Source organism: Pseudonocardia ammonioxydans, from assembly GCF_900115005.1.
Classification (GTDB): Bacteria; Actinomycetota; Actinomycetes; order Mycobacteriales; family Pseudonocardiaceae; genus Pseudonocardia; species Pseudonocardia ammonioxydans.
Window position 1 is genome coordinate 1 of the sequence record NZ_FOUY01000040.1, and the last position, 25414, is coordinate 25414.

Consider the following 25414-nt stretch of genomic DNA (forward strand, 5'->3'; position numbering starts at 1 on the left):
AACATCGACCGGCCGTCCCCGCCCGGACCGGTGCGGCGCAACGCGTCGGGGACCGGGACCGGGTCCCCGGCCGAGACCTGCACGAGCCCGTACCGGGCCGGTGCATCCAGCACCGCACCGGCCAGCGCGGCCACGAACGCCGGCCGCTCGTCGGCCGCGAGCCCGATCCCGGCCTGGTCGCCGAGGTGTTCGTCGATGGCCGCGGTCAGGTTCCCGACCGTCCAGGTCGCGTACTTGGTCTGCACGGCCGCGACCCCGGACACGAGCGCCTGGTCGACGGTGAACCCCAGCGTCGACAGGCCACGGTCCGCGGCCACCTCGTCCGCTGTGGCCGCCCGCCCTTCGGTGGTGTGGCCGTCGACGGCCTGCGCGGTGGCCGTGTGGAAGGCCTCGATCTCGGCCAGCACCAGGCGGGCGGCCTCGCGGCCGGGCGTGTGGCCGGTCATCCCGGCCGGGCCGGTCATCGTGGCCGCGGCCGGGTGGCCGCCGTTGGCCGCGGCGGCCATCACCCGCTCGTCCACGGCATCCAGCGCGGCCGCCAGCCTGGCCGCCCGGCCCCGCTCCCCGGACGCCCACGCGGCCACTGCGGCCGGACCGGCCAGCCCGGTCTTGGGCTTGCGGGTGTCCTTGACCGCCTGCTCCACCAACGCCCGCTTCGCCCGTGTTCCCGGGGCCCGCCCGTGCCGCGCGGTGTAAGCCTCCACCAGCTCCGCGATCCGCGGCCGCACCTTGTCGTGCGTCCGCGTGCTGGCCGCGGCCAACAGCTCCCGGTCGATCCCGGCGATCTCGCGGGCGACCCCGTCGGGGCGCATCTCGAACACCACACCCAGCTGCTCGGTCAGCAGTTGCTGATAGGCCCGCGTGTAGGCGGTGGCCATCGCGTCTTTGACCGGGCGGAACGCCTGACCGTCCAACGCCAGGACCCGGCCATCCGCGGTGGCCGCCCGGTTGAGCACCCCGGCGTGCGAGTGCAGCTGCGGCTCCCCGTCCCGGTTGGTGTGGTGGCCGTAGATGACCGCGGCCAGCCCGGTGGCCGCCTGCCACTCGCCGACCGTCCGCCCGGACGGGCCGCGGCCTTCGTGCCGGCCGGAGCGGACATAGGCCACGTCCGACTCGGCCGTGGCCAACGCGATCCGCACCGCCTGCTCGTGCGCCGCCCGCACCGTCTCCGCACCCTCGATGTCGCCGGCCGACAGCAGCGCCGTGTAGTACAGCGACACCGACTTCACCGGCGAGAACGTCACGTCGTAGTAGGCGGTCGGGGTGCGGGTGTTCTTCTTCGCCGAGGTCTCGATCTCGAACCGGCGCTCCGCGCTCGCCTCCGGCTCCGCCTTGAGCGCGTCGGCCACAATCTGCGCCGCCGTGCGGAACCGACGCGGCTTCGAACCCAGATACACCGGGGTCTTCTCCGTCGACCCGTCGACCACGTGCGAGGGGTAGCGCAGCTGCCCGAAGATGGCCCGAACGTCCTCCGCCGTGGCCGTCTCACCGGCGGCCATCGGCAGCCCCAACGCCTCCAGACCGGACCCGAACCACACCCCGTCCGGCTCCCCGCGTTCGGTCGCCGACTGCAGATACTCCGCCCCGCCGTGGTGCACCTGAGACCGCTCGAAATCAGGGCCCGCGGGCTCCGCGGTCGGGGCGTCGACACCCTGTTCCGGAGCCTGCTCCGGGCGCGAATCACAGCCGTGGAGCAGGTACTCGACAGACCCGGGCGCCATCGCGGTAACGCGCACGACCCCCATGGCAAGAAGGCTACGGGACCGCACCCGCCGCCGGCAAGATCATTTGATGCATAGGTGTGAGGCTGGAGAAGCAGGGATGGACTGATAGGCAGACGAAAACAGAAAACACCAAACGGTTGGTAGACAGAAGGAGAGGGGAGAACAGGTAACTGCAGTGACGAACGATGCAGACAAGGCCACGAGTGGAGAGGCAGGGAGGAAGTCGTGCAAGGACGAGAGCGGAGTGAGCACGGACAGTCCGGGACGTCCGGCGGAGAGATCTGGCCGCCACTGGAGGGCGGCGGTGCGAAGCCGGTGAGGGGGCATCATTTGGTGACCTGACTGGGACGGCGGCAGGCCATATCCTGGGTACCGGATAGTCGAGTCGGCAGGCACCAAACAACGTCGGGGGTGGCTCACGGTGGCGGGGAAGAGCAGGACCAAGAACGACAGGCAGGTCCGGGACCGGGTGGCCGAGCTGGCGGCGGCCCGGGATCGGCTCGACGCCGAAGAGGCCGAGCGCCGGCGACGCGAGGATGAGGCGTTCGAGCGCTACGCCCGCGCGGACGCCGACGCCGTCCAGGTCGCGGCGGAGCGCGACACGGCGCTCGCCGACCTCGAGGCACAGGCGCAGCGCGTACGCGATGACGCCGACACCCGGCTCGGCGAGATCGAGCAGCGGCAGCGCGAGATCCTCGCCGAGCTCCACGGCGCCGGCCGCAAGGCCGACGACTTGGCCACGGTGTTTGGGCTTGCGGTCAAGCGCGTCCGGACTCTGCTGCGGCAGGCGCGGCCCCCGGCCGCGCCTGCCGCTCCGGTGGCCACGCCGCAGGCGGTGGCCGCCAGCGATTCGGCAGCGCCGGACACCCCGGCGGCCGCAACGTCGACGGATCCGGCAGAGCAGGCACGTGGCTGACTCGGTGACCGCGGCACCGGGGCGGGCCACCACCGTCCTGGTCGCGCGGAAGGACTGTGCCGCCGTAGGCGGGTCCGCCGAACGCTCGGCCCGGCGCGGGCCCTGAGCGCCTCGCGTCCCCGCCGGCGGCGGGGGGACCGGATCCGCCGGCGGACCCGTGGTGCGGCGACAGCGTGCCGCCGACCGACCGGCCCGGGGGGCTCGTTCTGCGTCGGCCGGGCACACGACAAAGGGGCCCCGCCGTGGCGGGGCCCCTTTCTCGGTGGTGCGGGTCAGGCGGGCTGGCGGGCGTGCCAGTCGGACACGGTGAACCTGTCCGCGGTGCGCAGGCACCGCCAGTCGCGGTTGAGCCGGGCGTTGCGCGCGGCCGGGGTCGCCGACGTGGCGGCGATGTACTCGCAGCGCGCGATCAGGACCTCGGCCCGGGTCGCGGTGGCAGTCCGGATCGCCACTCCGGCTGTGCCGTCCTCGCGGCAGTCCTCGCACAGCCCGTCGTCGTGGCTGCGCTGCTGATCGCGGGTCGACCGCTCGACCCCGCACGCCACGCACGGCAGCCCCCGCATGGGCGGCACGGCGGCGAGGTCGTAGTCGAGCTGCTGGTAATCCGACTGCTCGTCGGTGTCCTCGGCCGGGTCGACCCGCTCGTCAAAGTAGCGCCGCGACGCGGTGTCGTTGTCGGTGGCGCGCTGGCTGCGCCGCGGCTGCGGGGTGCCCTGGCGGGTGACCACCGCGCCCGGTCGGCGGCGGGCGTACTCGCGCCGCTCCGCCCGGGTGGCCTGTGCCATCCGCTCGGCCTGCGTGGCAGCCTCCGCGCGGCGCTCCGCGTGCGGCACGCACGCGAGCACCAGGGCGCGGCCGTCCTCGTCGCTGACCTTCCACAGGTGCCGAAGCCGCGGAACCGCTACCGCCGGGTGGGTCTCCAGGGCGGCGAGGATGTCGCCCAGCAGCGCGCGGGTGGTCACCGTCGCCGTGTCGGCGAGCCGCGCGGTACGGCGTCGCGCCTCGCGCGTCGCGCCCGCCGCAATCAGGTCGGCCACCTGGCCCATCTCCTCGGCAGCGTCGATCGTGGTGGTTTCGGCGGTCTGGGTGTTCATCGTGCCTGCACTCCTTCGCTGGCCGGTTGGTCGGTAGCGGGTGGGCTTGTCGGCCCGTGATGGGTAGCGGGCGTTGCCCCGCTGCCGCTTCGCGGCGGTTGCACGGCCTCCGAGGCTCGACGTCAAGGGCAGCCCGAAGGGCTGTCGCCGAAGGCGACGCGGAGCGCCCTTGATGTTGAGTGAGGCCGTGCTTAGCTTTAGGGCCGACAGGCCCATCCGCCCCGCCGCAGGCGGGTCCCTCGGGGTTCTCGGCCCGCCGCGGCCTTGAGCGGCCCCACGCCACCGCCGCCCGCCCGCGCCGGCCGAGATCCCGGCCTGGTCTGGCGCGCGGCCCGGTAGGGCCGATGGCCGCGCCCCGGCGCGGCCGCTCTCCTCGAGCCCGGCCCCGGTGGCGTACCTGACCGGGTACCGGCGGGTCGCTCCCGGTGTCACCTACCGGCCCGGTTTCGCGGCCGGGCGTGGATCGCTGGCGGGCGCCGCCGCCGGCGCGGGCCGCGGCCTCTACGGCGCCGGGTCGGTGCCCTCACCGGCGGTGATGCTCAGGCATCTCGACGATCTCGTCGCGACGGGAGTCCCAGGCGGTGCAGTGCACCCGTGACCGCCCCGCCCGCGGCCCGGTGAGGTCGACCTCGACCAGGGCGAAATCCGAGAACGGGATCACCGCCCAGGCCGCTTCCCCGGTCAAGACTTCCTCGACCCGGTACTGGCAGTCCCGGTAGCCGCTGCGGTAGATCCCCCCGACCCGGCGGGGCCCGATCGCGGCCCGCGTCACCTGGTCCAGCTCGCCGAGCTGGTCGCTGCCCTTCGCTGCTGATGCCATCGTGGCTGCTCCTCCGGTGTCCGCGCGCCACCGACGCGCGAGCTCGGGCCCGGCAGGGCCTGTCGCCGCGCTCTACGCGGCGTTGCTACGGCGCAGGGGCCCGCCGAGGGCGGGCCCCTTGCGGGGCCTCCCTCAGAAGGCCGGCTCCTCGTCGCCGTAGCTGCCGACCGCCGGCTCCTGCCCGCCGAGCAGCTCGTCCTCGGCGAGATCGGCGGCGATCTCTGCTTCACGCCGGGTCAGAGCCGGCACGTCTGTCCCGGCGTAGACGTGGTGCCCCAGGACGGGGCTGAACTCGATGGCGCTGGAAGTGGTGACCGTGCTCATCTGGGCCTCCGGTGGTCGGTGCGGCTGGAACGCGGCGCAGCCTCAGCACGCCCGTGCCGGGGTCCCGAAGGGACGTCGGGGAGCCGGTGCTGGCCCGTGCGGGTGAGACCGCCTCCCGACCCCGAACCAGCCCGGCCCGGCACCCGCCCGGATCGCGCTCGCGCCGGCCGGGGAGCAGCACCGGTGACCACGCAGCCGACCGGGGCGACCGCACCGGACCGGGAAGGAGGAAGCCGACCCGCACGCCGAGCGACACCCACGGGCGGTATCACCCGCACGGGTCGGCGGCGGCTCATCGGCGCTCGCCCCGGTGCGGGTGTGCTGACCTCCGGGCGATCCAGCCGTGCCGACCACCGGAGGCCCCACCCCGCACCGCTGGCCACCCACGGTGCTCACCGGCACCGTGCTGGCGACGATCGCCACCCGACCGGCACCGTGCTGGTGATCGCCCCGGTGCCCGCCGGCACCGGTGGCTCACGGGTCCTCGCCGAGTTCCTCGTCCCCTCCCAGCCCGTACTCTGCCCGGCCGGCCTGTCGCCGACGCTGCTGTGCACGGGACCGATCGCGGCGTGGGCAGGGTTCAGGCCCCGGCGATGGCCGTGGTCTCGGCGGCTGGTTCGAGTGCCTCGAGCACATCGGCGGCGCGGGTGACCAGCGTCGCGCCCTGCCGGATCAGCCGGTGTGGGCCGACCGAGCACGCCGAGCTGGTCGCCCCGGGCACGGCCAGGACCGGGAGACCGAGCCCGGCCGCGGCCGCGGCGATGTGCAGGGCTCCGGAGCGTGCTGCGGCCTCGACGACCACGGTGGCGTCCCCGAGCGCGGCCAGCAGCCGGTGCCGGGCCAGCGCGTGGTGCCGACCCGGCGTCGTGCCAGGCGGCAGCGCAGACACCAGCAGCCCGGTCTCGGCGATCCGGGCGAGCAGGGCGTCGTGCGCGGCCGGGTAGACCCGGTCGATACCGCAGCCCAGCACGGCCACCGTGGTGCCGTGCGCGGCCAGGGCGCCGCGCACCGCGGCGGCGTCGATCCCGAAACCGGCGCCGGTCACGACTGTGCGGCCGGCGGCGGCAAGCTCGCCGGCGAGGTCGGCAGCCACGTGAGCACCCAAGCTGGTGGCCGCGCGGGATCCGGTCAGCGTGATCGAGGGTCCGGCGAGGATCTCCAGCGCGGCGTGGCCGCGCACCCACAACCCGACGGCCCCGGCCCCGCCCGCGCGGGCGGGCCACTGCGGTTCGTCCTCGGGGATCAGCAGCCGGGCGCCGCACCGGGCGGCGGCCTCACCGTCGACAGCCGCCGCGGCCGCCGCGGCCCGCACCCGCGCCCGGGGCAGGTGCGCGGCCAGCGCCTCGGGGATGTCTCCGTTGCAGAGCTGCTCGGCCGCGGCGAGCGCCCCCGCCCGGGCGATGAACTGCTCCAGACCAGGGGCCGCGGGCTGGTCGACCAGCCGCATCAGGAACGCGCGCGCCGCGCGCAGCTCGGCCAACGGGTCCGGACCAGACGTCGGGGCGGGAATCGACGGGCGAGTGGGAGTGAACATCAGGGCACCTCGCAGGACTGCAGGGGATGGGTGGCATGGGGCGTGCCCCGCCGGTGATGTCTCACCGCCGGGGCACGCGCGGGGGCCGGTTTCGCTGATCTGGTCAGCGTTCGGGCTCGAGGTCGAGGTCGTGCGCGGCTTCGCGCTCGGCCAGCTCGCGCAGAGCGAGGCTGGTGTGTAGGTGCTGCTCGTCGGCGATCTGGCGGCGGGGATCGCCGCCGTCGTAGCCGGTGTCGCCGGCCGCCTCGCGCTGTTCGGCTTCGGCGAGGGCCTGCTCGGCGTGGTGCACTGCCGCCTTGGCGTGGCAGATCGCGTTCAACGTGGGCAGCGACCGGTCGCCTCCGTGGTCGCGGGCGTCGCGGGCGGCCATCAGGTCGTCGTGGGCGTCGTCGAGTGCGGCCGTGGCGCGGCCGACGGCCGGGGCGCGGAACGATCCGTCGGCCATCAGGCCCAGGTCGTGCACGGCGTTGGCCTCGTACCATTCGCCGGGCATGATGTCGCCGTAGTAGTAGCCCGACCCGGGCGAGGTCTCCTCGCCGTCGGTGATGCCGAGTTCGATCATGCGGGCGTCGATCTTCTCGCCCAGGTGGTCCCACCCGGGTGCGCTGGTGTCGATCATCGGAGTGGCTCCTGTTCGTTGTGAGGGCCGCGCGCCACCGCGCGCGGGCAGTCACGGCCCGGCCCCGGTGTGGGGCCGGGCCGTGCGATGGCGGGTGGTCAGGCTTCGGGCTCGTCCTGCTCGGGCTCGGCCTCGGTGATGGTGATGTTGTGCGCGGTCGGGATCAGCAGGGCGCTGGTGATCCGGTGCTCGCCGGCGCAGTCCGGGCACGGCACGACCTCACCGGCCTCGTGTGCGCCGGGGACGATGCCCCCGCCGTCGGCGCAGCCGTCAGCGAACTCGACCAGGGTGTGGTCGTCACTGAGCAGCAACCCGTTCTCGATGCGGAACTTCTCGGCCATCTCGGATACCTCCGTGTGCTCGGTCGGTGCGGCTGGAACGCGGCGCAGCCTCAGCACGCCCGGGCCGGGGTCCCGGTAGGGACGGCGGGGATCTGGTGCTGGCCCGACCGGTGTGAGACCGCCCGGCGTGCCCACGGCGCACCCGCCCCACCCACCCCGGGGTGCACACGCGGCCACGGCCGGCACCGGAGGGCAGGTGGAGCCCACGCCCACGGGGCACGGCCAGGCCGGGGTCGGGGACCGGCATACCGGCACCGGCCGCCCCCGGGAACCGATCAGGCGGTCTCACCCGGGCGGGTCGGCGGCGGATCATCGGCGCTCGCCCCGGCCCGGGTGTGCTGACCTTCGGGCGGTCCAGTCACACCGACCGAGCACACCCCCAGGGGACCCACCCCTGAGCCGCACCCCGCCGGATGCGGGTAGCTGGTCACCGCATCAGATCAGAACGGGGCGCGGCCTTCGGCCCGCCAGACCGCGGCCGCATCGAACAGCTCCGCGGCCGTCGAGTCACCCCAGCCCTGCACCACCCGCAGCGCGAACACCGCCTGCTGCTGATCCAGCGTGCCGCCGCGGCCGCCGAGGAACTCGAGCAGCTCACAGACGTCGCCGTCGTCGGCGGCGGCCGCGGTGGCGACGGTCGCCGGTCCGCGGCGCAGGCCGCGGCGTAGCCGCCGGGCCTCCCGGGTGGCCTCTACGGCCGACCGCGCCGCCTCACGGCCCGTGCGCCCGCTCGACGGGTCGAGCTGCTGGCTGGCCCAGTGCCGCCAGATCCGGGTCGTCGAGGGAACGTCGCCGAGCAGCGCTGCTGCCTGGGACACCGCCGGCTCGCCGTCGGCCGGGTGAGCGAGACCGGGGTGGGGGTCGAGGAGGTCCTGGCCGGGGCAGAACGGCTCTCGGCAGGGCTCGCCGTGCTCGGCGCCGCAGTCGCGGCAGCCCGCGGGCAGCGGCGCCCTGCCGAGCACCACCACCGTCGCGTTCTCCGGGTCGTCGGGGTCGAGCCGCCCGTAACGGCCGCACTGACCGCAGGTCACGGTCTGGTGCTCGCTCCAGTCGGGATCGGCCACGATCCGGCCCGCGCGATCGGCCGGGTGCAGGGCCACCGACCGGGTCGAGCAGGGGCACCGGTGCACGGTGACCCGGTCCGGGACGAACTCGCCCAGTGCTGCGGGGTCCTGCGCGGGCTCGGTGGTGGGGTCGTGAACGCTCATGTGCTGCCTCCAGGTTGTGCCGGTGGGTGACAGCACCTCTTCTGGGCACGACCGGGTGGGCCCGGGCGGGGGTTCGCGCTGGCCCATCCGGTGTGGGATCACCACTGCCCACCCGCGGCCGCCGGTGCCCCGCCGGCGCGGTGATCCCGCCCGGATGGCGTCAGCACGCGGTTCATCGCCTCCGGGACCCTCCCGGGCGTGCAGGGTGCAGCGGTCACCCACCGGCACGACCTCGAGGCGCACCCCGCCGGCTACGTGGTCTCGCCGTCCTCGGGATCACGGTCGCCGTCCTCGGTGGGGCGGGGGAGGTACTCGATCCGGTCCGCGCGCCCGTGCGGGTTCTCGGTGATCCAGTTGGCGGTCGCGTTGGCGACGGCCTCGTCGGCGGTGCGGCCGCGGATTTGGTCGTCGTGGGTGCGGCCGTCGGGCCAGTGCACCCGCACTGCGTGCCAGCGGCGGGTCACGACGCCTCCCCACCTGCAGCATCGGGGCTCTCGGTGTCGGCGGTGCTGTGGCGGCGGTCGATACGTCGCGGGGCGCGAGCGCCGTACGCCATCCCCCGTGTGATGGTGCGTTCGGCTTCGGCCTGGGTGAACTCGTCGACGCCGATGTGGACCGCGGCGGCGTCGAGCAGCAGGGCGTGGGCGTTGTCGGCGTCGAGTTCCCCGCCCCCGACGAGGCGGCCCAGGGTGCGGGCCGCGGTGAGCAGGGTGATCTGGCGCTGGCCCTTCGGCGCCTGTTCGACGGCGGCGGTCTCGCCGGCGAGGATCGCGGCGACGTAGGCGTTCGCCCGCCGGGTCGGCAGGACGAGGGGCTCACCCCGGCGGGGCTCTGGCGGCGGGGGAGGGGTCAGCAGCGCGGCCAGCCAGTCGGGGAGCTCGGCGATCCGGCCGTGCTCGGCGACCAGGTAGGCCCCTTCCGGGCGGACGCTGCCGGCGCCGACCGCGAACCCACCGTTCGCCCTGGTATCGACGAGGGGGCCGAGGCTGTGCCCGTGCCCGCCGTGGGTGTTGCGTAGCTCCAGGCCCTCGGGCATCCGGTAGTAGAGGTGCTCGCCATCGGTCGGGGTGCGCGTCGAGTAGGTGTCGGGCAACGTCTGGCCGTGCCGGGCGGTGAGCTGGTCGAGGACCTCGCGGCCGGTGGTCGCCCCGCCCCAGTCGGCGAGGGGTTCGGTGCTGGTGTCGAGGTCGATGACCACGATCCCCGACGGGCCGCAGGCGATCCCGACGTTAAATCGGGCCGACTCATCGCCGGACCACCAGCGGCAGATCTGGGCGCGGTCGCGGGTGGCGCGCTGCTCCCAGCCCTGGTGCCCCTCGGCGCAGATCCCGCGCCGGCGGCAGCGCTCGGCGCTGTGCCGGGGCACGGCCGGGAGCTTGCCCCCGGGCTGGACCGGGAACACGAACAGCCCGGCGGCGGCCGCGTCGAGCGCGACCCGGCGCAGCCGCACCACCTCCGGATCCTGCCGCCGTGTGCGGCGTCGCGGGCTCGGCATGCGGTGTTCCCCCTCCCGGCTCCGGGGGGCAGCATCGCACCGACCGGTGCGGGTGCGGGACATATCGGTGCTGGTCTGGGTGGTCATCAGAGCTGGTCTCCGTTCGTGCGGGCCGCGTGCTGCGCAGGCGAGCAGCGGTGGTAGTGGTGTCGGGCCGCCCGGTGGGGGCAGGCCGTGCGCCTGCCCCTTGGGGCGTGCCGCAGGGTGTGCCGAGGCTCGCGGGTCCAGGGCAGCCCGCCAGGGCTGTCGCGACAGCGACGCGACAGGCGCCCTGGACGCGGGAGGAGCACGCCCGCACCCTCGGCCCGACATCGTCGAGCCAGAGGCAGCGCGGCGTAGCCGCTCCCCTCGCCGCGGTGGTAGTTGCTGCAGCTCAGTTGCGGTGGAAGGGGTGCAGGCGGTCCACGTCGAAGGAATCCGACGGAGGCTCGGCGGGCGGTGCGGTGTCGTCTCCTGCTGCGGGACCAGTCGCCGCGGCGCGGGCGTCGCCCTCGGTGCAGTGGTGGACCAAGCCCAGATCGTCGTCCTCGACCAAGTGGCCGTCCCGGGCTGCGGCCCAGCACTCCTGGTCGAGCTGCCGGATGGGACGGGGGTCGGTGCCGTCCTCGGCGGCGGCCCGTTGGGCGGCCTGGGCGGCGGCGAACGAACCGGGGTAATGCGGCTGCTCCCACCCGTCGTTGCCGTCGACAATCCAGCACGGGCCGGTGATTCGGGCGACCCACGACGCCGGTGCGTCGTCTCCTGCCCGATCAGCAGCCGCGCCCTCTGCGATCTTCGCCAGGATCTCCGGAACACCCCACGTCGCGTTGACCCCGGGACGGGGCAGCCCGAGCGCCATGCCGATCTCCACCAGCGCGGCGCCCATCCGCTCGTTCGCGTCGAGGAAGTGCTCCTGCATCTCGTCGGGTTCGGCTGCAGGTCGGCCGGCGGACTGTGCCCTCGACGACCTGCGCGGCCGGGCGGTGGCCTCGTGAGCAGCGTCGCCACCCTCAATCACGTCCCCGGTGCGCAGCCCGTCACGGAGCCCGAGCAGGGTGCACAGCTCCCAGAAGTGCCGGTAGGCGCTGGTGTTCCCCGATGCGTGGGCCGTGTCGAGGTAGCCGCGCCAGCGCGTGGGCACGAATCCCGTCGGGGCGCCGGGCGGGACCGGGCGGGCGCCGGTGGCGTTGAGTGCGCGCAGGATCTCCACCGCCGCGAGCAGTTCGCCGGCCGCGGTGCCGCCGGCGAACTCCACCGCGGCCAGGACCTGCGGGGTGAACTGCCGCAAGTACCCGTAGGACGACACGTCGAGCGCGCCGAGGTGGCCGTGATCGCGGGGAAGGCGGGGAACGGCTTGGGCCATCGCCGCCCGGATCCGTGCCCATCCGATCCGTTCGCCCCGGATCACGCTGCCGATGTCCTCGTCGGCGATCGTGGTGTCGGCGATGACGGCCAGCAGCTCGTCGAGCAGCGCCTGGCGGTCCTCGCCCGCCTTGCCCCGTTCGGCCAGCGCGTTACGCATCGTTCGCTCGGCCTTGCCCTCGCGCGCCGACACCGCCTGGTCGAACAGGCTCACGACCTCGTCGAGCACGTCGGTTGCGGACTGGGCCAGCAGCGTCAGCAGGATCGGGTAGCGGCGCTGCGGCTCCCGCCGCTCGAGGGCTTGCGCGGTCAGCCGGCGCCCGACCGTGGCCAGGAAGCGGCACCGCTCGGCCGGCAACATCGACAGATCCAGGGCTTCGGCGCCCAGCCCGCGCAGGAACTCCAGCTTCGTGACCTCAGCCTTGATCCCGGCCGGGGAGGCCTCGACCGGGGCGGTGCTCAGCCATCGCAGCCGGGTCATCCCGACCGCGGGATCGACCACCAGCAGCCCGTCGAGCCCGGCACAGCGCTGCTCCGTGAACTCGTGCGCGAGCCGGTCGTAGGTCTCTCGCTGGGCCTCTGCGCGGGCGTGCGCGACCCGCTCCAGCACCGTCACCGGGCCCGGCCGGATCACCTGTACCGAGATCAAGTACTCACACGCCAACCGGAACAACAACGTCGGCGAGTCGTGCTCCATCGCCCGCGCCAACAGGAACTCGTCGAACTCCTTGAACTCCAGCGACGTCGGCACCCGCCAGCCGAGGTACTGCGCTACCAGTCGTAGATGCTCAGTGCGGGTCTTCGCCCGCCGGCCGTAGTGCCGCAGCACGCCCGGATCGACGGTGAGCTGGTCAGCCAGCCGGGCGACCGCCACTGGAGGCGCGGCGGCGACGTCGTCGGGCACGAACCCCAGCCACGGCAACGTGCACAACGCCACCGACAAGCCCAACCGGTCCGCCGGTCCGCGGCCCCGGCCCGGGTCGACGAACGCGACATCCGCCGGCGCCAGCGTGAAGAACCGGAACAACTCCTCCCGGCCGATCTCCGGGAACCCCCGCAGCCGCTCCAGCTCCTCGTCGGAGAACACCTGCGTCGCCAACCGCGAACCTCCCCCGCGCAACCACCATCCGCAGCTCAGGAGGCTACTCAGCTATATCCGCCCGATCTTCGGCGACTACTACGGTGACCCCGGGGTGGGGGAAGCACCCCCGACGAGCACCACCACCCGTGTCATGGGAAGCCGGGGAGGGTGGTGCTGGCCGCGGGCGCGCCCCGGATCGCAGTGCGCGGATCGACCGAGCCCGGGCCGAGGGGCCGGCTGATCGGCGCTCAGGTCCCGGCCGCGGTGTCCGGAGCCCAGTAGTCGAGCATGGCCGCGAATGTGTCGAAAGCTGGTGCGCTGGCACCGTACGGGGCTTCAAGATGCAGGCTGACGGGGAAACCGAGTTCGAGCACTCCGTCGACGACCCGTTTGTAGAGCTCGAGCAGCATCGTGTGCTTCTCGGCAGGCTCCCCGTCAGCGAGCTTGGTCACGAAGGCCTGCTCCTCAGCAACCAGCGGGTTACCGGGGTCCTGGATCAACCAGTTGATCAGGTTGACCCGGTTCTCGACCTGAGGCACGAAGCCGAAGGACAACAGCAACTCCGGCCGGTACGGGCTCTGCGCGGCGAAGTCGCGGAGGAACTCGACGATCCGGTCTGAGTACAGCAGCTGCGTCAGGCCGAAGGTCGCGCCTTGGTTGCACTTGAAGTTCAACCGACCGACCTCGCCGTCGCGGGTGGGGATGACGACGACGCCGCGCTCGGGCACCAGATCTGTGTAGGTAGCCAGCGCGTCGCTGGGGGCTACTCCTGATCCCTCGCCGTCGTTCATCGTCCGTGGGACGCCCACGAAGACGATGCCCTCCATGCCGGCGCCACGCAGCGCACTCAGCCGCTGGGTCAGCTGTGGCTCGGCCTTGAACGAGGTCACCTGGGTGCACAGGCCACGGACGTTCGGAAGCTCGGGCGAGATCGTCGACCAGAAGTCGAGGACATCCATCTTCGGCTTCATCGCCACCGGACGGTCGTCGTCCTCCTCGATCATGCCGGGGATCAGAATGTGCCCAATACGATCCTGCATGCCACACGCTGTCGAGTGCTCCAGCACCTTGCCTGCCTCCTCGACGGCGCGCTGCCGACCGAGGTCGACGTTCGGCGCCACCAGCTCGAACGCAATGGTCTCAAGGGCCACGGGGTCGCTCCTTCTGAACCGCCACACCCTCGGGCAGGTGTCCGGTTTAGACGTTCGGTCGCTATCGACCGTAGTCGGCGTGCAGTGCTCGATGGCCCGGTGTATCAGGGGCAACAACGGCGCCGGACGGTGTTCAGCGCTCCGGGTCGCCCGGATCGACGGACGCGTCCGGCGGTGGCGGGTCAGCACCGGTCAGGTCTGGATCACCGATCGGGCACGACGGGTCGCAGGCCGTGTCGGTGCAGGTCACGGCGTGGTAGAGACGCGGGGGTCGGCTCACGCCGTGAGCATCGCACGGTCCCCCGACAGATCGTCTGTTACGCGGCCCGGGTTCGCCCCGCGCCGGGGTCTCTCGACCTGCGCGGAAATGGGCCGAGCGCAGCGCCGAGAACGCGCGCGGCGGTCGCCCGTCGCACGGGTGCTGAGCGGGCAGGGGTGCGCTCAGGACTGGGCCGTCGGGCGTGTGGTGGGCAGGAGTGCGTCGACGGCGGCACGGCGATGTTGGTAGTCGGCCAGGGCGTCCTCGAGGCCAGCGGCCGAGGTGTCGTCGTCGGCGGTGAGCAGGCATTGCAGGACGGCCCCGCTGGTGGCTTCGACGTCGAGGGCGTCGGCCAATGCGGGGTGTGCGGTCTGACGAATCGCGGTGGTGATGCCCTGCAGCCGGGCCTGGGAGTCGGCGAGCGGGTCGGGGTGTTCGGCGGCGAGCGCGGCCCGGTGGATGGCCTGGGTGGCGCGGTGGGCGTGGGCGAGTTGCAGCGCTCGGGCCTGCTGCTGGGTGGTCGCGCCACGGTCGGGCTGGGCCGGGGTGGTAGTCGCCATGGTGCTACTCCTGCGGCTGCTCGGGCGGTTTCTGGGTTGTGTCGGTGCCCTCCGGTGACCGCCCGCCGCTACGGCTGGCGCGCCGGCGCCGTGGCGTGACCGGAGCGGCCTCGCCTCGGGCCGGCTCAGGCGGCCCGGTGGCGAGTTGGGTGCGGAGTTCGATGATCTGCTGGTCGTAGCGGGCGGCCTGGTCGTCGAGACGCTGCTGGGCGTGGGCGCGTTCGGTGGCGATGTCGTGGGCGAGCTGACGGGTCAGGGCCTCGTTCTGGGCCTCGGCGACGGCCTGGGCGGTGCGGGCCTCGCCGGCCTCGCGGGCGGCCTGCTCGGCGCGTTCGCGGGCCTGGTCGCGTTCGGCGCGCAGCTCCTCGCGGGCTGCGGTGGCGGTGTCGCGGTCGTGTTCGGCGGTCGCGGCCCGGCGCTGCTGGCTCTCGGCCTGGTCGCGGGCGGCGGCGAGCTCGGTGCGGGCCTGGTCGCGTTCGGCGGTGATCTGCTCGTGTGCGGCGCGCAGCTGTTCGAGCTCGGTGCGGGTCTGCTCGAGGTCCTCGGCCAGCCGGGCCCGGGCGGTCTCGACCTCGTCGCGGGTGTGCTCGGCCTCGACCAGCCGGGTGCGGGTCGCCTCGAGCTGCTGCTGGAGCTGATCGCGGTCGGCGAGCACCTGGTCGTGCTGCTGGCGGGCCTGGTCGCGCTCGGCTCGAGCATGCTCGGCCTCGGCGGCGGCGTCGTCGGCCTCGGCCAGCGCGGTCTCGGCGGCGGCTTCGGCCTCGGCTTGGGCGGTGGTCGCGGCCCTGGTCGCGGTCTCGGCGGCCCGCGCGCGGGTGGCCGCGTCGTCGCGGGCGGCTTCGGCGGCGTCGATGCGGGTGCGGGCGTCGCGGTGCGCGGCGGTGATTTCGGCGGCGGCGGCATCGGGGTCGGTGGCGGTGGCCAGCTGCTGGTCCAGGCGGGCGGCGAAGTCGGCGGCCCAGGTCTGGTGGGCGGCGAGCTGGTCGCGCAGCTCGCCGCCGAGGGCCTCGATCGAGGCGCGGGCGTAGGACACCGGTCGGACCGGGGCCGGCTCGTGGTCGGGGCCCGAGCCGGGGGCGGGCAGGGTCAGCTTGCCCTCGCGCACCCGCAGGGCGGTGTAGCGGGTGTGCGGGACCCCGTCCACGGTCTGGCCGCAGTATTTGGGCTTGCGCCCGCCGGTGCCGGCGTACTGCTCGATGACGTGCGGGCAGCCGCCCGGGATCCCGGGCATCTGGCAGGCGATCCGTTCCAGCCCGGCGCCCGCGACACCGCCGCCGTCCGCACCGCTGCCGTGGTCGCGCGTCTGCTCGCCCTCGCTCATGCCGAGCATGCTACCGCATTCGTTTCGTTGCGTCAATAACGTTTGGTTCCGTTATTGCGCAACGCTACGTAAGGAGTACAGGATAATGCCCCTTATCCCGTCATCGTGACCGATGACGGATCGCACGTACTGGTGAGGGGTCGCACGTACCGATGAGGGGTCGCCTGTACTAATGAGGGCTCATCAGCTACGATGGAGCCATGAGCATTACGCGCCCAGCTCCGCTCTCGCCCGGTGCCACCGTGACCGTCCGGTGGGCAGCCGCGGACCGCGCGACGGGGTGCGCGGCGAACTGCTCGGGTTCGGCGAGGCACCGTCCCCGCACGTGCTGATTCTGCTTGACGGGGGTGAGGAGGTGGCCGTGTTCACCGGACCCGGCGTCGAGCTCTACGCATCCGCCCTGACGTCGGGAGGCCCGCGGTGACCGGTGAGCGCGCCCGACCCCCGGCTGCGCATCTGCGCCTGGTCGGCGCGACGGAGGACCGAGCAGACGCCACCGGCCGGCCGCGCCCGTCGACTGAACCCCACCGCCCGAGCACCCCGGGGACCTCGGCCGCGGTGACGCTGAGCGCGGCCGAAGCGGCCATCGGCCTCGGTATCACCGAGGACCAGGTGCTGAGCCGCCAACGCCGCGGCGCGCTCCCCGACCCGATCACGGCGGCCGATCTGGCCGAGCACGGCGGCTCGGACCTCGGGGGCCGGACATGACCATCTGACCTGTCCTTGTTCTTCACCTCGAACCGCTGCCCGACGACAGGACCGTGATGCACCCCGAATCCGCGGCCCCCGCCCCGGGCCCCTCGTCGAGCCCGGTGACCACGACGACGGCGATGACCCGGCTGGGCTGCAACCGCGATCAGGTGGTGCGCCTGGTCGCGACCGGGCTACTGCCCGAGCTCGGCCGCCGCGGCCGTACCCGGCTGCTCGACCCCACCGCGCTCGCCGCGCTCGCCCACCGCCCCGTACTCCCCGACGCCGGCGCCGACCAGCCCGCGGCAGCGACCTACGCCCTGGCCCTGCACCTGGGCCCGCGCACGGCCGAGGAGCGCCCGGACCTCTACTACCGCGACACCCACGGCTACTACGCCGACCAGAACACCCCGGACAACGCCTGGACCGGGTGGTGGAACACCGGCGAGCAGATCGCCCGCGACGCCGTCGCGCACACCCTGCCGGTGCTGCCGGCGGTCAGCGGGTTCGTCGTCGACGTCCGCGTGATCACCAGGTTCGACGTGCACCCGCTCTATCCCGGCCTGATCCGCTTCGACCTCGCCGCAGCCTCGGAACCAGTCCGGGCGCGCTTGACCGGCACCCGATTCCGCCCGGGCGCCGGAACACCCTGGCAGCGGCTCCGCCAACCCCAGGCCCGCCGCGAACTCGCGGCCAGCGACACCCCGACCGGCGCCACCGCACCCGCGCCGGCGACCGAGGACCGGGGACCGTGGTGACAGACCAACCGGCAGACCGGCCGGCGCACCTGCCCCACCCGGCGGGGCCGCCGGAGGCCCTCCCGGCCGTTCCGGCCGGGGACCCGCGGGAGGATCCGGCCTGGCGGCTGGCCACGGCGTTCGTGCTCTCGCGGCGCTCGGCCCACACCCGGCGCGCCTACGCCCGCGACATCCGCGACTTCTACACCTGGTGCGCCCAGGCCGGGCTGGATCCGCTACGGCTGCGGCGGGTACACATCGACGCCTACGCCCACGAGCTCGCCCAGCCGGGGCCCCGCACCGGCCGCCCGGCCGCCGAGTCGACGATCGCGCGCAAGCTCTCCACGCTGGCCGGGTTGTATGCCTACGCCGTCGGCGAGGACGTCCTGGACCGGTCCCCGATGACCGGGGTGATCCGCCCCCGGACCACGCAGGACTCGGTGTCCACCGGGCTCGACCGCGACGAGGTCGCGGCGCTGCTGTCCGCCGCGGCCGCCGACGGGACCCGAGCCCACGCCCTGATCAGCCTGCTGGTCCACAACGGGCTGCGCATCGACGAGGCACTGTCCCGCGACGTCGAACACCTGCAGACCGAACGCGGCCACCAGGTCCTGCGGCTGCGCCGCAAGGGCGGCCACACCGCGACCGCGCCGCTGGCCCCACCCGTGGTCCACGCCCTAACCGTCTACCTGGCCGGGCGCACCAGCGGCCCGCTGTTCAGCACCCGCACCGGGCGCAGGGTCGACGAACCCGCCGCCTGGCGGCTCATCCGGCGCCTGGCCCGCCGCGCCGGGCTGCCGCAGGCCGACCGGATCAACCCACACAGCCTGCGCCACACCTTCGTCACCGCCGCCCTCGACGCCGGAGTGTCCCTGCGCGATGTCCAAGATGGAGCCGGTCACCGCGATCCGAGAACGACACGCCGGTACGACTCCTCGCGGCACAACCTGGACCGGCACCCCAGCTACGCCGTATCCACCTTCTACGCCGCCGGCCGGTCCACCGAGACGACCGGGCGCCGGGACAGCTGACCGCCGGCTGCGAACCTGCCGGGGGCGGCTGCCTCGCCCCCTATGGTCAGCCGTCTTCGTGCTCGTCTGGCTCGAGCGTGATCCCGGCCTGATCGAGCAGCGCCTGTACCGCGCGTTTAAGCCACCGCACGTCCTCGCGGGTCTCGATCACCGTGGTCACGATCGCGGTGACATCCTCCTCGGTCCGCTGCGCGCGGGACTCAAGTCCGCGCACTCTGGCTTCGAGGTCGGCGAAGGTGGTGGCCACGACGGCGATCCTCTCACCCCGGTCCCGGCGGTGGCGACGGCGGTGCGGCCAGATCGAGGTAGTCGGGTTCGGGCGGGGCTAGCCGCGGTGCGAGGCGGACCCCCTCGCCCCCGACCGCTACCTGCTGCGGCACTGCACCGCGCTCGCAACCTGCTCCATCGGCGCCGCGAGGGTGGTGGTAGATGGTGGGGCCGGGTGACGCTCGATCCGCATGCCCCGAGCCGTATCGCGAACCCCGAGGACGTGACGTAGCCGCGGCCACGGGTTCCGTTACACCTGCCGACCAGGGGAGAACGGAGGCAGTCCGCGAGGTGTCTCGCGAACGATCGTTCGCGGACGATGTGATCCCGTGGTGGCTGCCAGACAGCCCCTCCCGACCGCAGGCCGGAACCGCGTAGCGGGTACCTCGGATGGTCCGGCAGGGAGGACCTGTGCCGTGAGGAGATCACCGCCTGGACCGCACACGAGGGATGGCCACGGCCTATGTGCCGCTGGTCGAGTTGGCTCCAGTGCGCATCGCCGTCCAGCCGATGACGGCCGCGAGCAAGAGCAGCGCGCCGCCGAGGTAGTAGACGGCCTGGATGCCGATCGCGACGGCGAGCAGGCCGCCGACCAGCAGCGATACCAGACGGCCGAGCTGCCAGAACACGTCAAAGCTGGCGAAAATGCGCCCGCGCAGGTGCTCGGGGGTGTGCGCCTGGAGCAGCGAGTTGAAGGTGACCGCACCGCTGGAGGTGCCCAGGCCGTAGACCGCGAGGGCAACCAGGGCCACCGGCAGCGTGGCGAAGGTGGCGAGCACGACGTCGACCACGCCACGGACGACGTACGGGCCGAACACGAACGCGGGCCGCCGAGGATTGCTCACCAGTCGGGTCAGCACCAGCGGACCGAGCGCGGCGCCGACGCCGATCGCGCCGAGCAGGAACCCGTAGCCGGAGGGCGGTAGCTCGAAGTGCTCGCGGGCCAGTACGACCAGCAGCGCGGACGTCGCGCCGGCCGACAACGCGGCGAGGAGCTGCCCGGCCCCGAGCGCGCGCAGCAAGCGATCCGTTCCCAGGACTCGCAGCCCGGCGATGGCGTCGGCGAAGAAGCCGCGGCGTTCCGTCGAGCGCACGGCGGCCGGCACCCGCAGGCCGGCCAGCAGGACCGCGCTGAGCACGAAGCTCGCCGCGTTGATGCCGAACGCAGCGCCGGCGCCCAGGGCGGCGTACAGCACGCCAGCGAGCGGGGCGAGCGCGATCTGACTGAGCACCGCGGCCGTCCACACGCCGCTGTTCGCCGCGACGAGCTCGTCGTCGCGGACCAGGGCCGGCAGTACGCTGTTCGCCGCCGGGTTGAAGAACACTGCGCCGAGCGACAGCCCGAACGCGATCACATAGACCGCCGCCACATTGTCGCCGAGCACGATCAGCGCGACGGCGAGCACAGCCCGCCACAGGTCCGCAGCAACCATCACCGCCACCCGCGGCAGCCGGTCGACGATCGTCCCGGCGAGTGGGGCGAGCAGCAGTACCGGCAGGATCTCGGCGAACACCACCGCGCTGACACCCAGGGCCGAGCCGGTCAGGTCGAACACCAGTAGCGCGAGCGCAACCGTCGCGAACACGTCGCCGCACTGCGACACCGTCCGGGCCGACCACAGGCGCCGGTATCGACGCTGCGCGAAGACCGTGCGCAGACCGATCCGGGGTGCAGGATCGCTCATCGAAACCTCAACGAATCCTCGTCACCGCGCTTGTGGTGCGCGGACGGCAGGGTGCGAGTCAGGGCCGTGTAGGCAAAGGCACTACGGCAGCCAGCGATCGACTCGGCGCAGGAACATGCCGAGCGCACCGCGCTCGTGCCAGCCGCGAGCGATCACTGCGCTGCGGATGGTGTCGAGGCCGCTGCGCAAGTGGCCAGGGAGCGAGGGGTGCTGCTCGTGGCGGCGGACCGCGGCTCGCCGCTTGGCCCACACCGCGCAGTCCCGGCAGATCCCGACCTCGGGATGCGCGCCGAGACGGACCAGCTCTGCCTCCTCGAACTCGCCGCCGCAGCACCAGCACGCCGGCGAGGATGCGCGCTCTGGTCCCGCTCCTGCGGTCATCGGTACTCCCCAAGATCGGCCGTGGTCTACATCAGGTCGTCGGCATGGACCGTGCCGAGGAGCCGGCCATCCGGGTCGGTCACGATCGCGTAGGCATGGCCCTTGTCGACGAGGTGCGCCCGCACCGCGTCCACGGGCTCGTGCGGGCGAAGCGTGGACGGTCCGGCTTCCATCACTTCTGCCGTCACGGCGTTGGCGTCGGCATGGTCGAGGTGGGTGCCGCGGAGTCGGCCGAGCAGGACGCGGTCGGCGGTGGTGACCAGCGCGAAGCTGTGCGGCGACGCCGCCACGCAGGCGCGCACATCCGCGATCGGCTCGTCGGGAGCGGCGGTGACGACCTCGTCGCGTAGATGCCTGCCGATGAGCGGGGCGCCGGCGTCGGTGCCCTCGACGGGCAGGTTGCGGGCGAGCCAGTCGACCTTGCCCGGCATGTAGTCGTAGACCTGGCTGAACCCGAGGGTGTCGAGCCGGCACGCGGCTCGTGGGCTCATGTCTCAAAGGCCGTCCCAGCAGTAGACGACGACGGGGCGGCCGCGGTCGAGGTCTGTGGTGGTGGCGGCGTCGAGCGTCTTGAGCGGGATGTTGACCGCGCCGGGCAGGTGCATCTCGGCGTACTCCTCGACCGGGAGCACCTCGACCAGCTGCGTCCCCTGGTCGAGCAGTCGGCGCAGCTCCGGATAGCCGATCGTGGTCACCGCGAGCCACCCGACGCCGCCGCGGCCAGGTCCTCTGCGGCCTCCGCGGCTGTCGTCCTCAGCATCAACACGTCCCTTCTGGTGCTCGTTCGTGGTCAGCCACCGCTCCCATCGACCGGAGCAGCGCCAGCACCCAATCATCCGGCGGCATGCCGCTGACCCCACTCGGGCCGCGGTAGAGACGGCAGCTCAGTCCGTAGTCCCGCCGGGCGTCCGCGCCGGGGTCCACATCGCGGCGGTCGACACGGACCGTCGGCGAGCCGAGGAACCGCTCGCGCTGCGCCTCCTCCGCGTCGGCGACCATTCGCACCCGGACCGGGTCGGACACGCCGGCCTCGGCGACGAGCCGTCGCAAACGCGGCAGATACTCCTCGGCGTGCGGGCACCCCTCGGTGTGCAGCATTTCCACGATCATGCGCGAACCTCCGTCCGTGGCGAGACGTCCAGCCCACGCTCGCCGGCCAGCAGCGGCCCGAACGACCACTCGGCGATCTCGACAGCCCGGGCTTGGTCGAGCACAAGCCCGGTCAGCTCCGGGTGGGACCGCAGGTACGCCTCGGCCCGCTCCCGCTTCCAGTGGAACGCGATCGCCGGGCACAGGCAGTCGGCGGCCGGACCGCACCCGCGGGTCTGCGCCAGCAGGATGACTGTCTGCTCCGGCGACCAGTACCAGGTCCCGCCGCGGCGTTCGACGCGGACCGGCCGCCCGTCACCCGGATCCGCCGACTCAATGACGCCGTCCCGGCCGGTCATCAGCGGTATGCCCAGCGCGTCGAGCGCGCACATCGCGTGCACCGGCGCCCCGCCAGCGAGGCGCACCACGTGTCCCGTCGGAACCCCGGAGAACGGGTAAGCCACAGCGACACATCCGTCGTCCAGGTGCACCAGATCCACCTCATCGAGCCGGCTGAACGCCTCCGCCAGGTCGCCGCCCTCCGGGTGCACGAGGTCGTCGCGGTGCGGTGCCTGCCCGGTCGCCAGGAACGCGCGCAGCACCGTGCGGTGCACCTGCCGGGTCGTCGTGGTCAAGCCCGCCTGCCGGGCGGCGACTCCGCCCCGCCCGGTCTCGCACAACGACGTGACCCGCAGCGGCCCCTCGGCGCTGTTCACGGTCGTTCCTCCTCCGCGCTGCCGATCTCGATGAGGATCGGGCATTCCCGCCGGTCCCGCGGCTGCTCGCAGGTCTGCACCAGCCGGGCCAGCCCCGACCGCATCGCCCGCAGGTCCGCGATCCGGGCATCCAGGTCCCTGATCTTCGCTGTCGCCAGCTCGCGGGCGGCGTCGCAGCTCTGCGGGCCGCCATCGGCCAGATGCAACAACGACTCCACGTCGTCGAGGGTGAAGCCGAGATCCTGAGCCCGCTTGATGAACCGCACCAGCCGCACCGCCTGCGGGCCGTACGCCCGGTAGCCCGACGCCGAGCGCTCCGGCTCCGGCAACAACCCCCGGCGCTCGTAGTACCGCAGCGTCTGCGGGTTCACCCGCGCCCGCGCGGCCACCTCGCTCGTCCGCATGCGTCCAGGATGAACCCTGTACCGCGGTACCAGGTCAAGCCGACCGCCGCCGCATCGGCCGGGGGCCCCTCAGCCGACGGTTGGGGTGGGGATGACGACACCGACGGTGCCGTCGACGCCGTCCGCGAATCACTGGTCATCGGCGTCCTATAACGCCACATACCGCTGAAGAAGCAACGCCGCCAAGCGCTCGCGGCCACACTCATGGCGCGTGGTTGACCGGCGGGAATGCCGGTAGGGGTTCCTCAACCGGACACCGCGGAGGCGCCAAGCGGGAGACCATTCCCAGCGCTCGTGCGACGTTGCGAGCGCTTTGGGGCTGTGCTCCCGGCCTTAACCCTTGACCTTCGAGTCGGGTAGCGGGTTTAGCGTTCGGGATCGTGGACGGGCTGAAGGTTTCCCAGTTGGCCGAGCACGCCGGGGTGCCGGCGACGACGTTGCGGTACTACGAGCAGCAGGGGCTGCTCACGCCGCGGCGCTCGGCGTCGGGGTATCGACTTTTCGACGACGAGGCCCTCGATCAACTGCGGTTCATCGCCACGGCCAAGGGCTTGGGGCTCTCCCTCGACGACATCCGGATTCTGCTGCGTCCGTGGCAGCGCGAGGGCTGCCGGGAGGTGCAGCGGACGCTGGCGCCGATGCTCGCCCGGCGCTGCGCCGAGGCCCGCGAGCAGATCACCGCGCTGCAGGAGTTCACCGCCCGCCTCGACGACGCCCGCCGCGTACTCGACGGGATCGACCGCGAGGGCCCCTGCGACGCCTCCTGCACCTTCCTGACCCGCGCGCAGGACACCGCCCCGGGCCACTCCGCCACCGCCGGACCGCCCCGACCGATCCCCGGCCCGCGAGCGGCTGCGGGACCGATCCCGTCGCCCGCGCCGGCGGCGCTCGAGGTCCCCGACAGCGCCGGGGCGGCGTGTTCGTTGCCGGCGCCGAGCTGGCGGGGCCGGTGGGCCCGCTGGTCGCGGTTGCTCGTGCACGCCACGAGCCGTGAGCGCCTGGCCGACCGGGTACAGGTCGGCTTCGACCCGGCGGTGCTCGAGGACGGCGGCGCAGGTGAGCTGGCCGCGCTGGTCCGCGCCGAGCAAGACTGCTGCCCGAGCCTGGCCATGTCTCTGACCATCGGACCCGGAGTCGTCGTCGAGGTACGCGTACCCGACGACGAGGCCGCCGAGGTCGCCACAAGCCTGTTCGGGCCTGTCCCCGTCAGCCAGGGGCCGGCGACCGCGGCGACGGTTGCCACGATGACGGGTGGGGGCCGCTCGTGAGCGTCGAGACCGTCGTGGCGTGGTGGGAACGACACCAGATCCCGATCTACCTCACCGGGCTGGCTGTCGGTGCAGTGATCGGGGTGCTGCTCCCCGAGTCGACCGCGGCCGCGGTCGAGGTTGCGATCTACCCCGTGCTCGGACTGCTGCTCTACGCCACGTTCCTGCAGGTCCCGTTCGCCCAGATCACCCGCTCGCTGCGCGACGGGCGCTTCGTCACCGCGGCGCTGGTCCTCAACTTCGTACTCGTCCCGGTGCTGGTGGCCGCCGCGATCCTGCCGCTGGGGCTCGAGCGGGCGGTGCTGTTCGGGGTGCTGCTGGTGTTGCTGACCCCGTGCATCGACTACGTCATCGTGTTCTGCGGTCTGGCCGGCGGCGACGAACGCCGACTGCTGGCGATCTCCCCGCTGCTCATGCTCGCCCAGATCGTCGTGCTGCCCCTGTTTGTGCTCGTCGCCGTGGGCCCGGACCTGGTAGGTGCGATCGAGCCCGGCCCGTTCTTGGACGCCTTCGGGCTGCTCATCGCCGCCCCATTGGTACTGGCCTGGGTCACCGGGCGGCTGCGCGGACGCTTCCGCGCCGTCGCCGTGACCGAGCGGGCCGCGACCGCGGCCATGGTGCCGTTGATGACCCTGACCCTCGCTGTCGTGGTCACCAGCCAGGTTCCCACCCTGTCCGGGCAACTCGGCGCGATCGTGCCGGTGCTGCCGATCTACGTCGGATTCCTGGTGGTCATGGCCGCCGTGGGGATCGCGACCGCCCGCGCGTTCCGCTTCGACGTGCCCGCGACACGGGCGTTGGTGTTCAGCGGCGCCACGCGGAACTCGCTGGTGGTGCTACCCCTCGCGCTCGCTCTCCCACCGATGTTCGCGGTCACCCCGGCGGTCGTGATCGCCCAAACCCTGGTCGAGCTGATCGGTATGGTCGTATTCGTCCGTTTTCTGCCCCGCCTGATCCCCCAGCGGGCCCCCGCACCCACAGCACCGTCAGGGCAGGCCGCTACGACACGCCGCACCGACGACCGCGAGGAGTCGCCGTGACCTATGTGATCGCCGAACCGTGCGTCGACGTGATGGACAAGTCCTGCATCGAGGAATGCCCCGTCGACTGCATCTACGAGGGCGCGCGGATGCTCTACATCCACCCTGACGAGTGCGTCGACTGCGGTGCCTGCGAGCCGGTCTGCCCCGTCGAAGCCATCTACTACGAGGACGACCTCCCCGAGCAGTGGAGCACCTACACCCAGATCAACGCCGAGTTCTTCGACTCCTACGGCAGCCCCGGCGGCGCCGCACGCCTCGGCCCAACCAGCAACGATCACCCGATCATCGCGCCCCTCCCCGTCGAACCCCGCTGAA

The 25414-nt window shown here is 73.2% G+C and carries 28 protein-coding genes and 1 pseudogene; 7 read left to right on the forward strand and 22 right to left on the reverse strand.

Annotation, left to right across the window (positions count from 1 at the left end; all coding sequences use genetic code 11):
• Positions 1 to 1745, reverse strand: a 1745-nt coding sequence (mobF, locus tag BM093_RS27210) for a MobF family relaxase (RefSeq protein WP_177238734.1), incomplete at its 3' end; no start/stop codon positions are given.
• A gap of 400 nt (positions 1746 to 2145) precedes the next feature.
• Here mobF and BM093_RS27215 point away from each other — a divergent pair.
• Positions 2146 to 2640 carry a translation initiation factor IF-2 gene (locus tag BM093_RS27215; protein WP_093352329.1) on the forward strand — a complete coding sequence of 165 codons (495 nt, stop codon included), beginning with the start codon at positions 2146 to 2148 and terminating at the stop codon, positions 2638 to 2640.
• Positions 2641 to 2912: 272 nt separating this feature from the next.
• On the opposite strand, the gene BM093_RS27220 is transcribed toward BM093_RS27215, so the two are convergent.
• The 13 genes from BM093_RS27220 to BM093_RS27280 all read right to left on the reverse strand — a co-directional run bounded on the left by BM093_RS27220 (position 2913) and on the right by BM093_RS27280 (position 15788).
• Positions 2913 to 3734, reverse strand: a complete 822-nt coding sequence (locus tag BM093_RS27220) for a hypothetical protein (RefSeq protein WP_177238735.1) — start codon at positions 3732 to 3734, stop codon at positions 2913 to 2915.
• A gap of 523 nt (positions 3735 to 4257) precedes the next feature.
• A complete protein-coding gene (locus BM093_RS27225; protein WP_093352334.1) occupies positions 4258 to 4554 on the reverse strand; it encodes a hypothetical protein in 297 nt (98 codons plus the stop codon).
• Positions 4555 to 4686: 132 nt separating this feature from the next.
• On the reverse strand, positions 4687 to 4878 hold the full coding sequence (locus BM093_RS27230; protein ID WP_093352339.1) for a hypothetical protein: 192 nt from the start codon (positions 4876 to 4878) through the stop codon (positions 4687 to 4689).
• Between the two features lie 580 nt (positions 4879 to 5458).
• Positions 5459 to 6412, reverse strand: coding sequence for a DNA-processing protein DprA (locus BM093_RS27235; RefSeq protein ID WP_093352344.1), 954 nt, complete (start codon positions 6410 to 6412; stop codon positions 5459 to 5461).
• Positions 6413 to 6515: 103 nt separating this feature from the next.
• Positions 6516 to 7031, reverse strand: coding sequence for a hypothetical protein (locus BM093_RS27240; RefSeq protein ID WP_093352349.1), 516 nt, complete (start codon positions 7029 to 7031; stop codon positions 6516 to 6518).
• 98 nt (positions 7032 to 7129) lie between these two features.
• Positions 7130 to 7372, reverse strand: a complete 243-nt coding sequence (locus tag BM093_RS27245; protein WP_245773836.1) for a hypothetical protein — start codon at positions 7370 to 7372, stop codon at positions 7130 to 7132.
• A gap of 440 nt (positions 7373 to 7812) precedes the next feature.
• Positions 7813 to 8580, reverse strand: a complete 768-nt coding sequence (locus tag BM093_RS27250) for a hypothetical protein (protein WP_245773837.1) — start codon at positions 8578 to 8580, stop codon at positions 7813 to 7815.
• 251 nt (positions 8581 to 8831) lie between these two features.
• Complete coding sequence (locus BM093_RS27255; protein ID WP_093352356.1) at positions 8832 to 9044, reverse strand: hypothetical protein; 213 nt, start codon at positions 9042 to 9044, stop codon at positions 8832 to 8834.
• Positions 9041 to 10033, reverse strand: coding sequence for a bifunctional DNA primase/polymerase (locus BM093_RS27260; RefSeq protein WP_245773838.1), 993 nt, complete (start codon positions 10031 to 10033; stop codon positions 9041 to 9043). The genes BM093_RS27255 and BM093_RS27260 overlap by 4 nt, the downstream gene beginning before the upstream one ends.
• Before the next feature lie 415 nt (positions 10034 to 10448).
• Positions 10449 to 12515: a DUF4158 domain-containing protein gene (locus tag BM093_RS27265; RefSeq protein ID WP_245773839.1), complete on the reverse strand. Its 2067-nt coding sequence runs from the start codon at positions 12513 to 12515 to the stop codon at positions 10449 to 10451.
• A 230-nt stretch (positions 12516 to 12745) separates the two neighbouring features.
• The gene (locus tag BM093_RS27270; RefSeq protein WP_093352365.1) at positions 12746 to 13648 is read right to left on the reverse strand and encodes a mycobacterial-type methylenetetrahydrofolate reductase; all 903 of its coding nucleotides are present in this window, start codon (positions 13646 to 13648) and stop codon (positions 12746 to 12748) included.
• A 441-nt stretch (positions 13649 to 14089) separates the two neighbouring features.
• Complete coding sequence (locus tag BM093_RS38035; protein ID WP_093352369.1) at positions 14090 to 14467, reverse strand: hypothetical protein; 378 nt, start codon at positions 14465 to 14467, stop codon at positions 14090 to 14092.
• 4 nt (positions 14468 to 14471) lie between these two features.
• Positions 14472 to 15788 carry a coiled-coil domain-containing protein gene (locus tag BM093_RS27280; protein ID WP_143105543.1) on the reverse strand — a complete coding sequence of 439 codons (1317 nt, stop codon included), beginning with the start codon at positions 15786 to 15788 and terminating at the stop codon, positions 14472 to 14474.
• A gap of 558 nt (positions 15789 to 16346) precedes the next feature.
• Here BM093_RS27280 and BM093_RS36215 point away from each other — a divergent pair.
• From BM093_RS36215 to BM093_RS27295, 3 genes are all read left to right on the forward strand, one after another.
• Entirely contained in the window at positions 16347 to 16496 is a 150-nt protein-coding gene (locus BM093_RS36215) for a hypothetical protein (RefSeq protein ID WP_158092368.1), read from the forward strand.
• 104 nt (positions 16497 to 16600) lie between these two features.
• Positions 16601 to 17236, forward strand: a complete 636-nt coding sequence (locus tag BM093_RS27290; protein WP_125911737.1) for a hypothetical protein — start codon at positions 16601 to 16603, stop codon at positions 17234 to 17236.
• Positions 17233 to 18246 (forward strand): tyrosine-type recombinase/integrase, encoded by a 1014-nt coding sequence (locus tag BM093_RS27295; RefSeq protein WP_232021781.1) that lies wholly within the window; start codon positions 17233 to 17235, stop codon positions 18244 to 18246. Before BM093_RS27290 ends, BM093_RS27295 begins: the two co-directional genes overlap by 4 nt.
• 46 nt (positions 18247 to 18292) lie before the next feature.
• Here BM093_RS27295 and BM093_RS27300 read toward each other — a convergent pair whose 3' ends face one another.
• The 8 genes and pseudogenes from BM093_RS27300 to BM093_RS27330 all read right to left on the reverse strand — a co-directional run bounded on the left by BM093_RS27300 (position 18293) and on the right by BM093_RS27330 (position 22788).
• Entirely contained in the window at positions 18293 to 18493 is a 201-nt protein-coding gene (locus BM093_RS27300; protein ID WP_075315372.1) for a hypothetical protein, read from the reverse strand.
• A 532-nt stretch (positions 18494 to 19025) separates the two neighbouring features.
• Positions 19026 to 20198, reverse strand: a pseudogene (locus BM093_RS27305) (MFS transporter); the annotation flags it as partial.
• A gap of 81 nt (positions 20199 to 20279) precedes the next feature.
• Positions 20280 to 20579, reverse strand: coding sequence for a hypothetical protein (locus BM093_RS27310; protein ID WP_085916619.1), 300 nt, complete (start codon positions 20577 to 20579; stop codon positions 20280 to 20282).
• Between the two features lie 26 nt (positions 20580 to 20605).
• Complete coding sequence (locus BM093_RS27315; RefSeq protein ID WP_085916618.1) at positions 20606 to 21070, reverse strand: CBS domain-containing protein; 465 nt, start codon at positions 21068 to 21070, stop codon at positions 20606 to 20608.
• A gap of 3 nt (positions 21071 to 21073) precedes the next feature.
• The gene (locus BM093_RS36220) at positions 21074 to 21274 is read right to left on the reverse strand and encodes a rhodanese-like domain-containing protein (RefSeq protein WP_177238736.1); all 201 of its coding nucleotides are present in this window, start codon (positions 21272 to 21274) and stop codon (positions 21074 to 21076) included.
• A gap of 64 nt (positions 21275 to 21338) precedes the next feature.
• On the reverse strand, positions 21339 to 21689 hold the full coding sequence (locus BM093_RS35370; protein ID WP_143105544.1) for a DF family (seleno)protein: 351 nt from the start codon (positions 21687 to 21689) through the stop codon (positions 21339 to 21341).
• A complete protein-coding gene (gene merB, locus BM093_RS27325) occupies positions 21686 to 22384 on the reverse strand; it encodes an alkylmercury lyase family protein (RefSeq protein WP_125911739.1) in 699 nt (232 codons plus the stop codon). The genes BM093_RS35370 and merB overlap by 4 nt, the downstream gene beginning before the upstream one ends.
• Positions 22381 to 22788 carry a MerR family DNA-binding protein gene (locus tag BM093_RS27330; protein WP_085916615.1) on the reverse strand — a complete coding sequence of 136 codons (408 nt, stop codon included), beginning with the start codon at positions 22786 to 22788 and terminating at the stop codon, positions 22381 to 22383. The genes merB and BM093_RS27330 overlap by 4 nt, the downstream gene beginning before the upstream one ends.
• Before the next feature lie 380 nt (positions 22789 to 23168).
• Here BM093_RS27330 and BM093_RS27335 point away from each other — a divergent pair, with 380 nt between their 5' ends.
• The 3 genes from BM093_RS27335 to fdxA are packed head-to-tail and all read left to right on the forward strand — an operon-like array spanning position 23169 to position 25413.
• Positions 23169 to 24056, forward strand: a complete 888-nt coding sequence (locus BM093_RS27335) for a MerR family transcriptional regulator (protein ID WP_085916611.1) — start codon at positions 23169 to 23171, stop codon at positions 24054 to 24056.
• Positions 24053 to 25096 (forward strand): arsenic resistance protein, encoded by a 1044-nt coding sequence (locus BM093_RS27340; RefSeq protein WP_093352390.1) that lies wholly within the window; start codon positions 24053 to 24055, stop codon positions 25094 to 25096. Before BM093_RS27335 ends, BM093_RS27340 begins: the two co-directional genes overlap by 4 nt.
• The gene (gene fdxA / locus BM093_RS27345; RefSeq protein WP_085916609.1) at positions 25093 to 25413 is read left to right on the forward strand and encodes a ferredoxin; all 321 of its coding nucleotides are present in this window, start codon (positions 25093 to 25095) and stop codon (positions 25411 to 25413) included. Before BM093_RS27340 ends, fdxA begins: the two co-directional genes overlap by 4 nt.
• Position 25414 lies beyond the last annotated feature (1 nt).

Bases quoted from the DNA above. Each gene is read 5' to 3' on its own strand.
- BM093_RS27220 (WP_177238735.1), bottom strand. From the start codon at position 3,734: ATGAACACCCAGACCGCCGAAACCACCACGATCGACGCTGCCGAGGAG.
- BM093_RS27225 (WP_093352334.1), bottom strand. From the start codon at position 4,554: ATGGCATCAGCAGCGAAGGGCAGCGACCAGCTCGGCGAGCTGGACCAG.
- BM093_RS27230 (WP_093352339.1), bottom strand. From the start codon at position 4,878: ATGAGCACGGTCACCACTTCCAGCGCCATCGAGTTCAGCCCCGTCCTG.
- BM093_RS27235 (WP_093352344.1), bottom strand. From the start codon at position 6,412: ATGTTCACTCCCACTCGCCCGTCGATTCCCGCCCCGACGTCTGGTCCG.
- BM093_RS27240 (WP_093352349.1), bottom strand. From the start codon at position 7,031: ATGATCGACACCAGCGCACCCGGGTGGGACCACCTGGGCGAGAAGATC.
- BM093_RS27245 (WP_245773836.1), bottom strand. From the start codon at position 7,372: ATGGCCGAGAAGTTCCGCATCGAGAACGGGTTGCTGCTCAGTGACGAC.
- BM093_RS27250 (WP_245773837.1), bottom strand. From the start codon at position 8,580: ATGAGCGTTCACGACCCCACCACCGAGCCCGCGCAGGACCCCGCAGCA.
- BM093_RS38035 (WP_093352369.1), bottom strand. From the start codon at position 14,467: ATGGCGACTACCACCCCGGCCCAGCCCGACCGTGGCGCGACCACCCAG.
- BM093_RS27280 (WP_143105543.1), bottom strand. From the start codon at position 15,788: ATGAGCGAGGGCGAGCAGACGCGCGACCACGGCAGCGGTGCGGACGGC.
- BM093_RS27310 (WP_085916619.1), bottom strand. From the start codon at position 20,579: ATGACCGCAGGAGCGGGACCAGAGCGCGCATCCTCGCCGGCGTGCTGG.
- BM093_RS27315 (WP_085916618.1), bottom strand. From the start codon at position 21,070: ATGAGCCCACGAGCCGCGTGCCGGCTCGACACCCTCGGGTTCAGCCAG.
- BM093_RS35370 (WP_143105544.1), bottom strand. From the start codon at position 21,689: ATGATCGTGGAAATGCTGCACACCGAGGGGTGCCCGCACGCCGAGGAG.
- BM093_RS27330 (WP_085916615.1), bottom strand. From the start codon at position 22,788: ATGCGGACGAGCGAGGTGGCCGCGCGGGCGCGGGTGAACCCGCAGACG.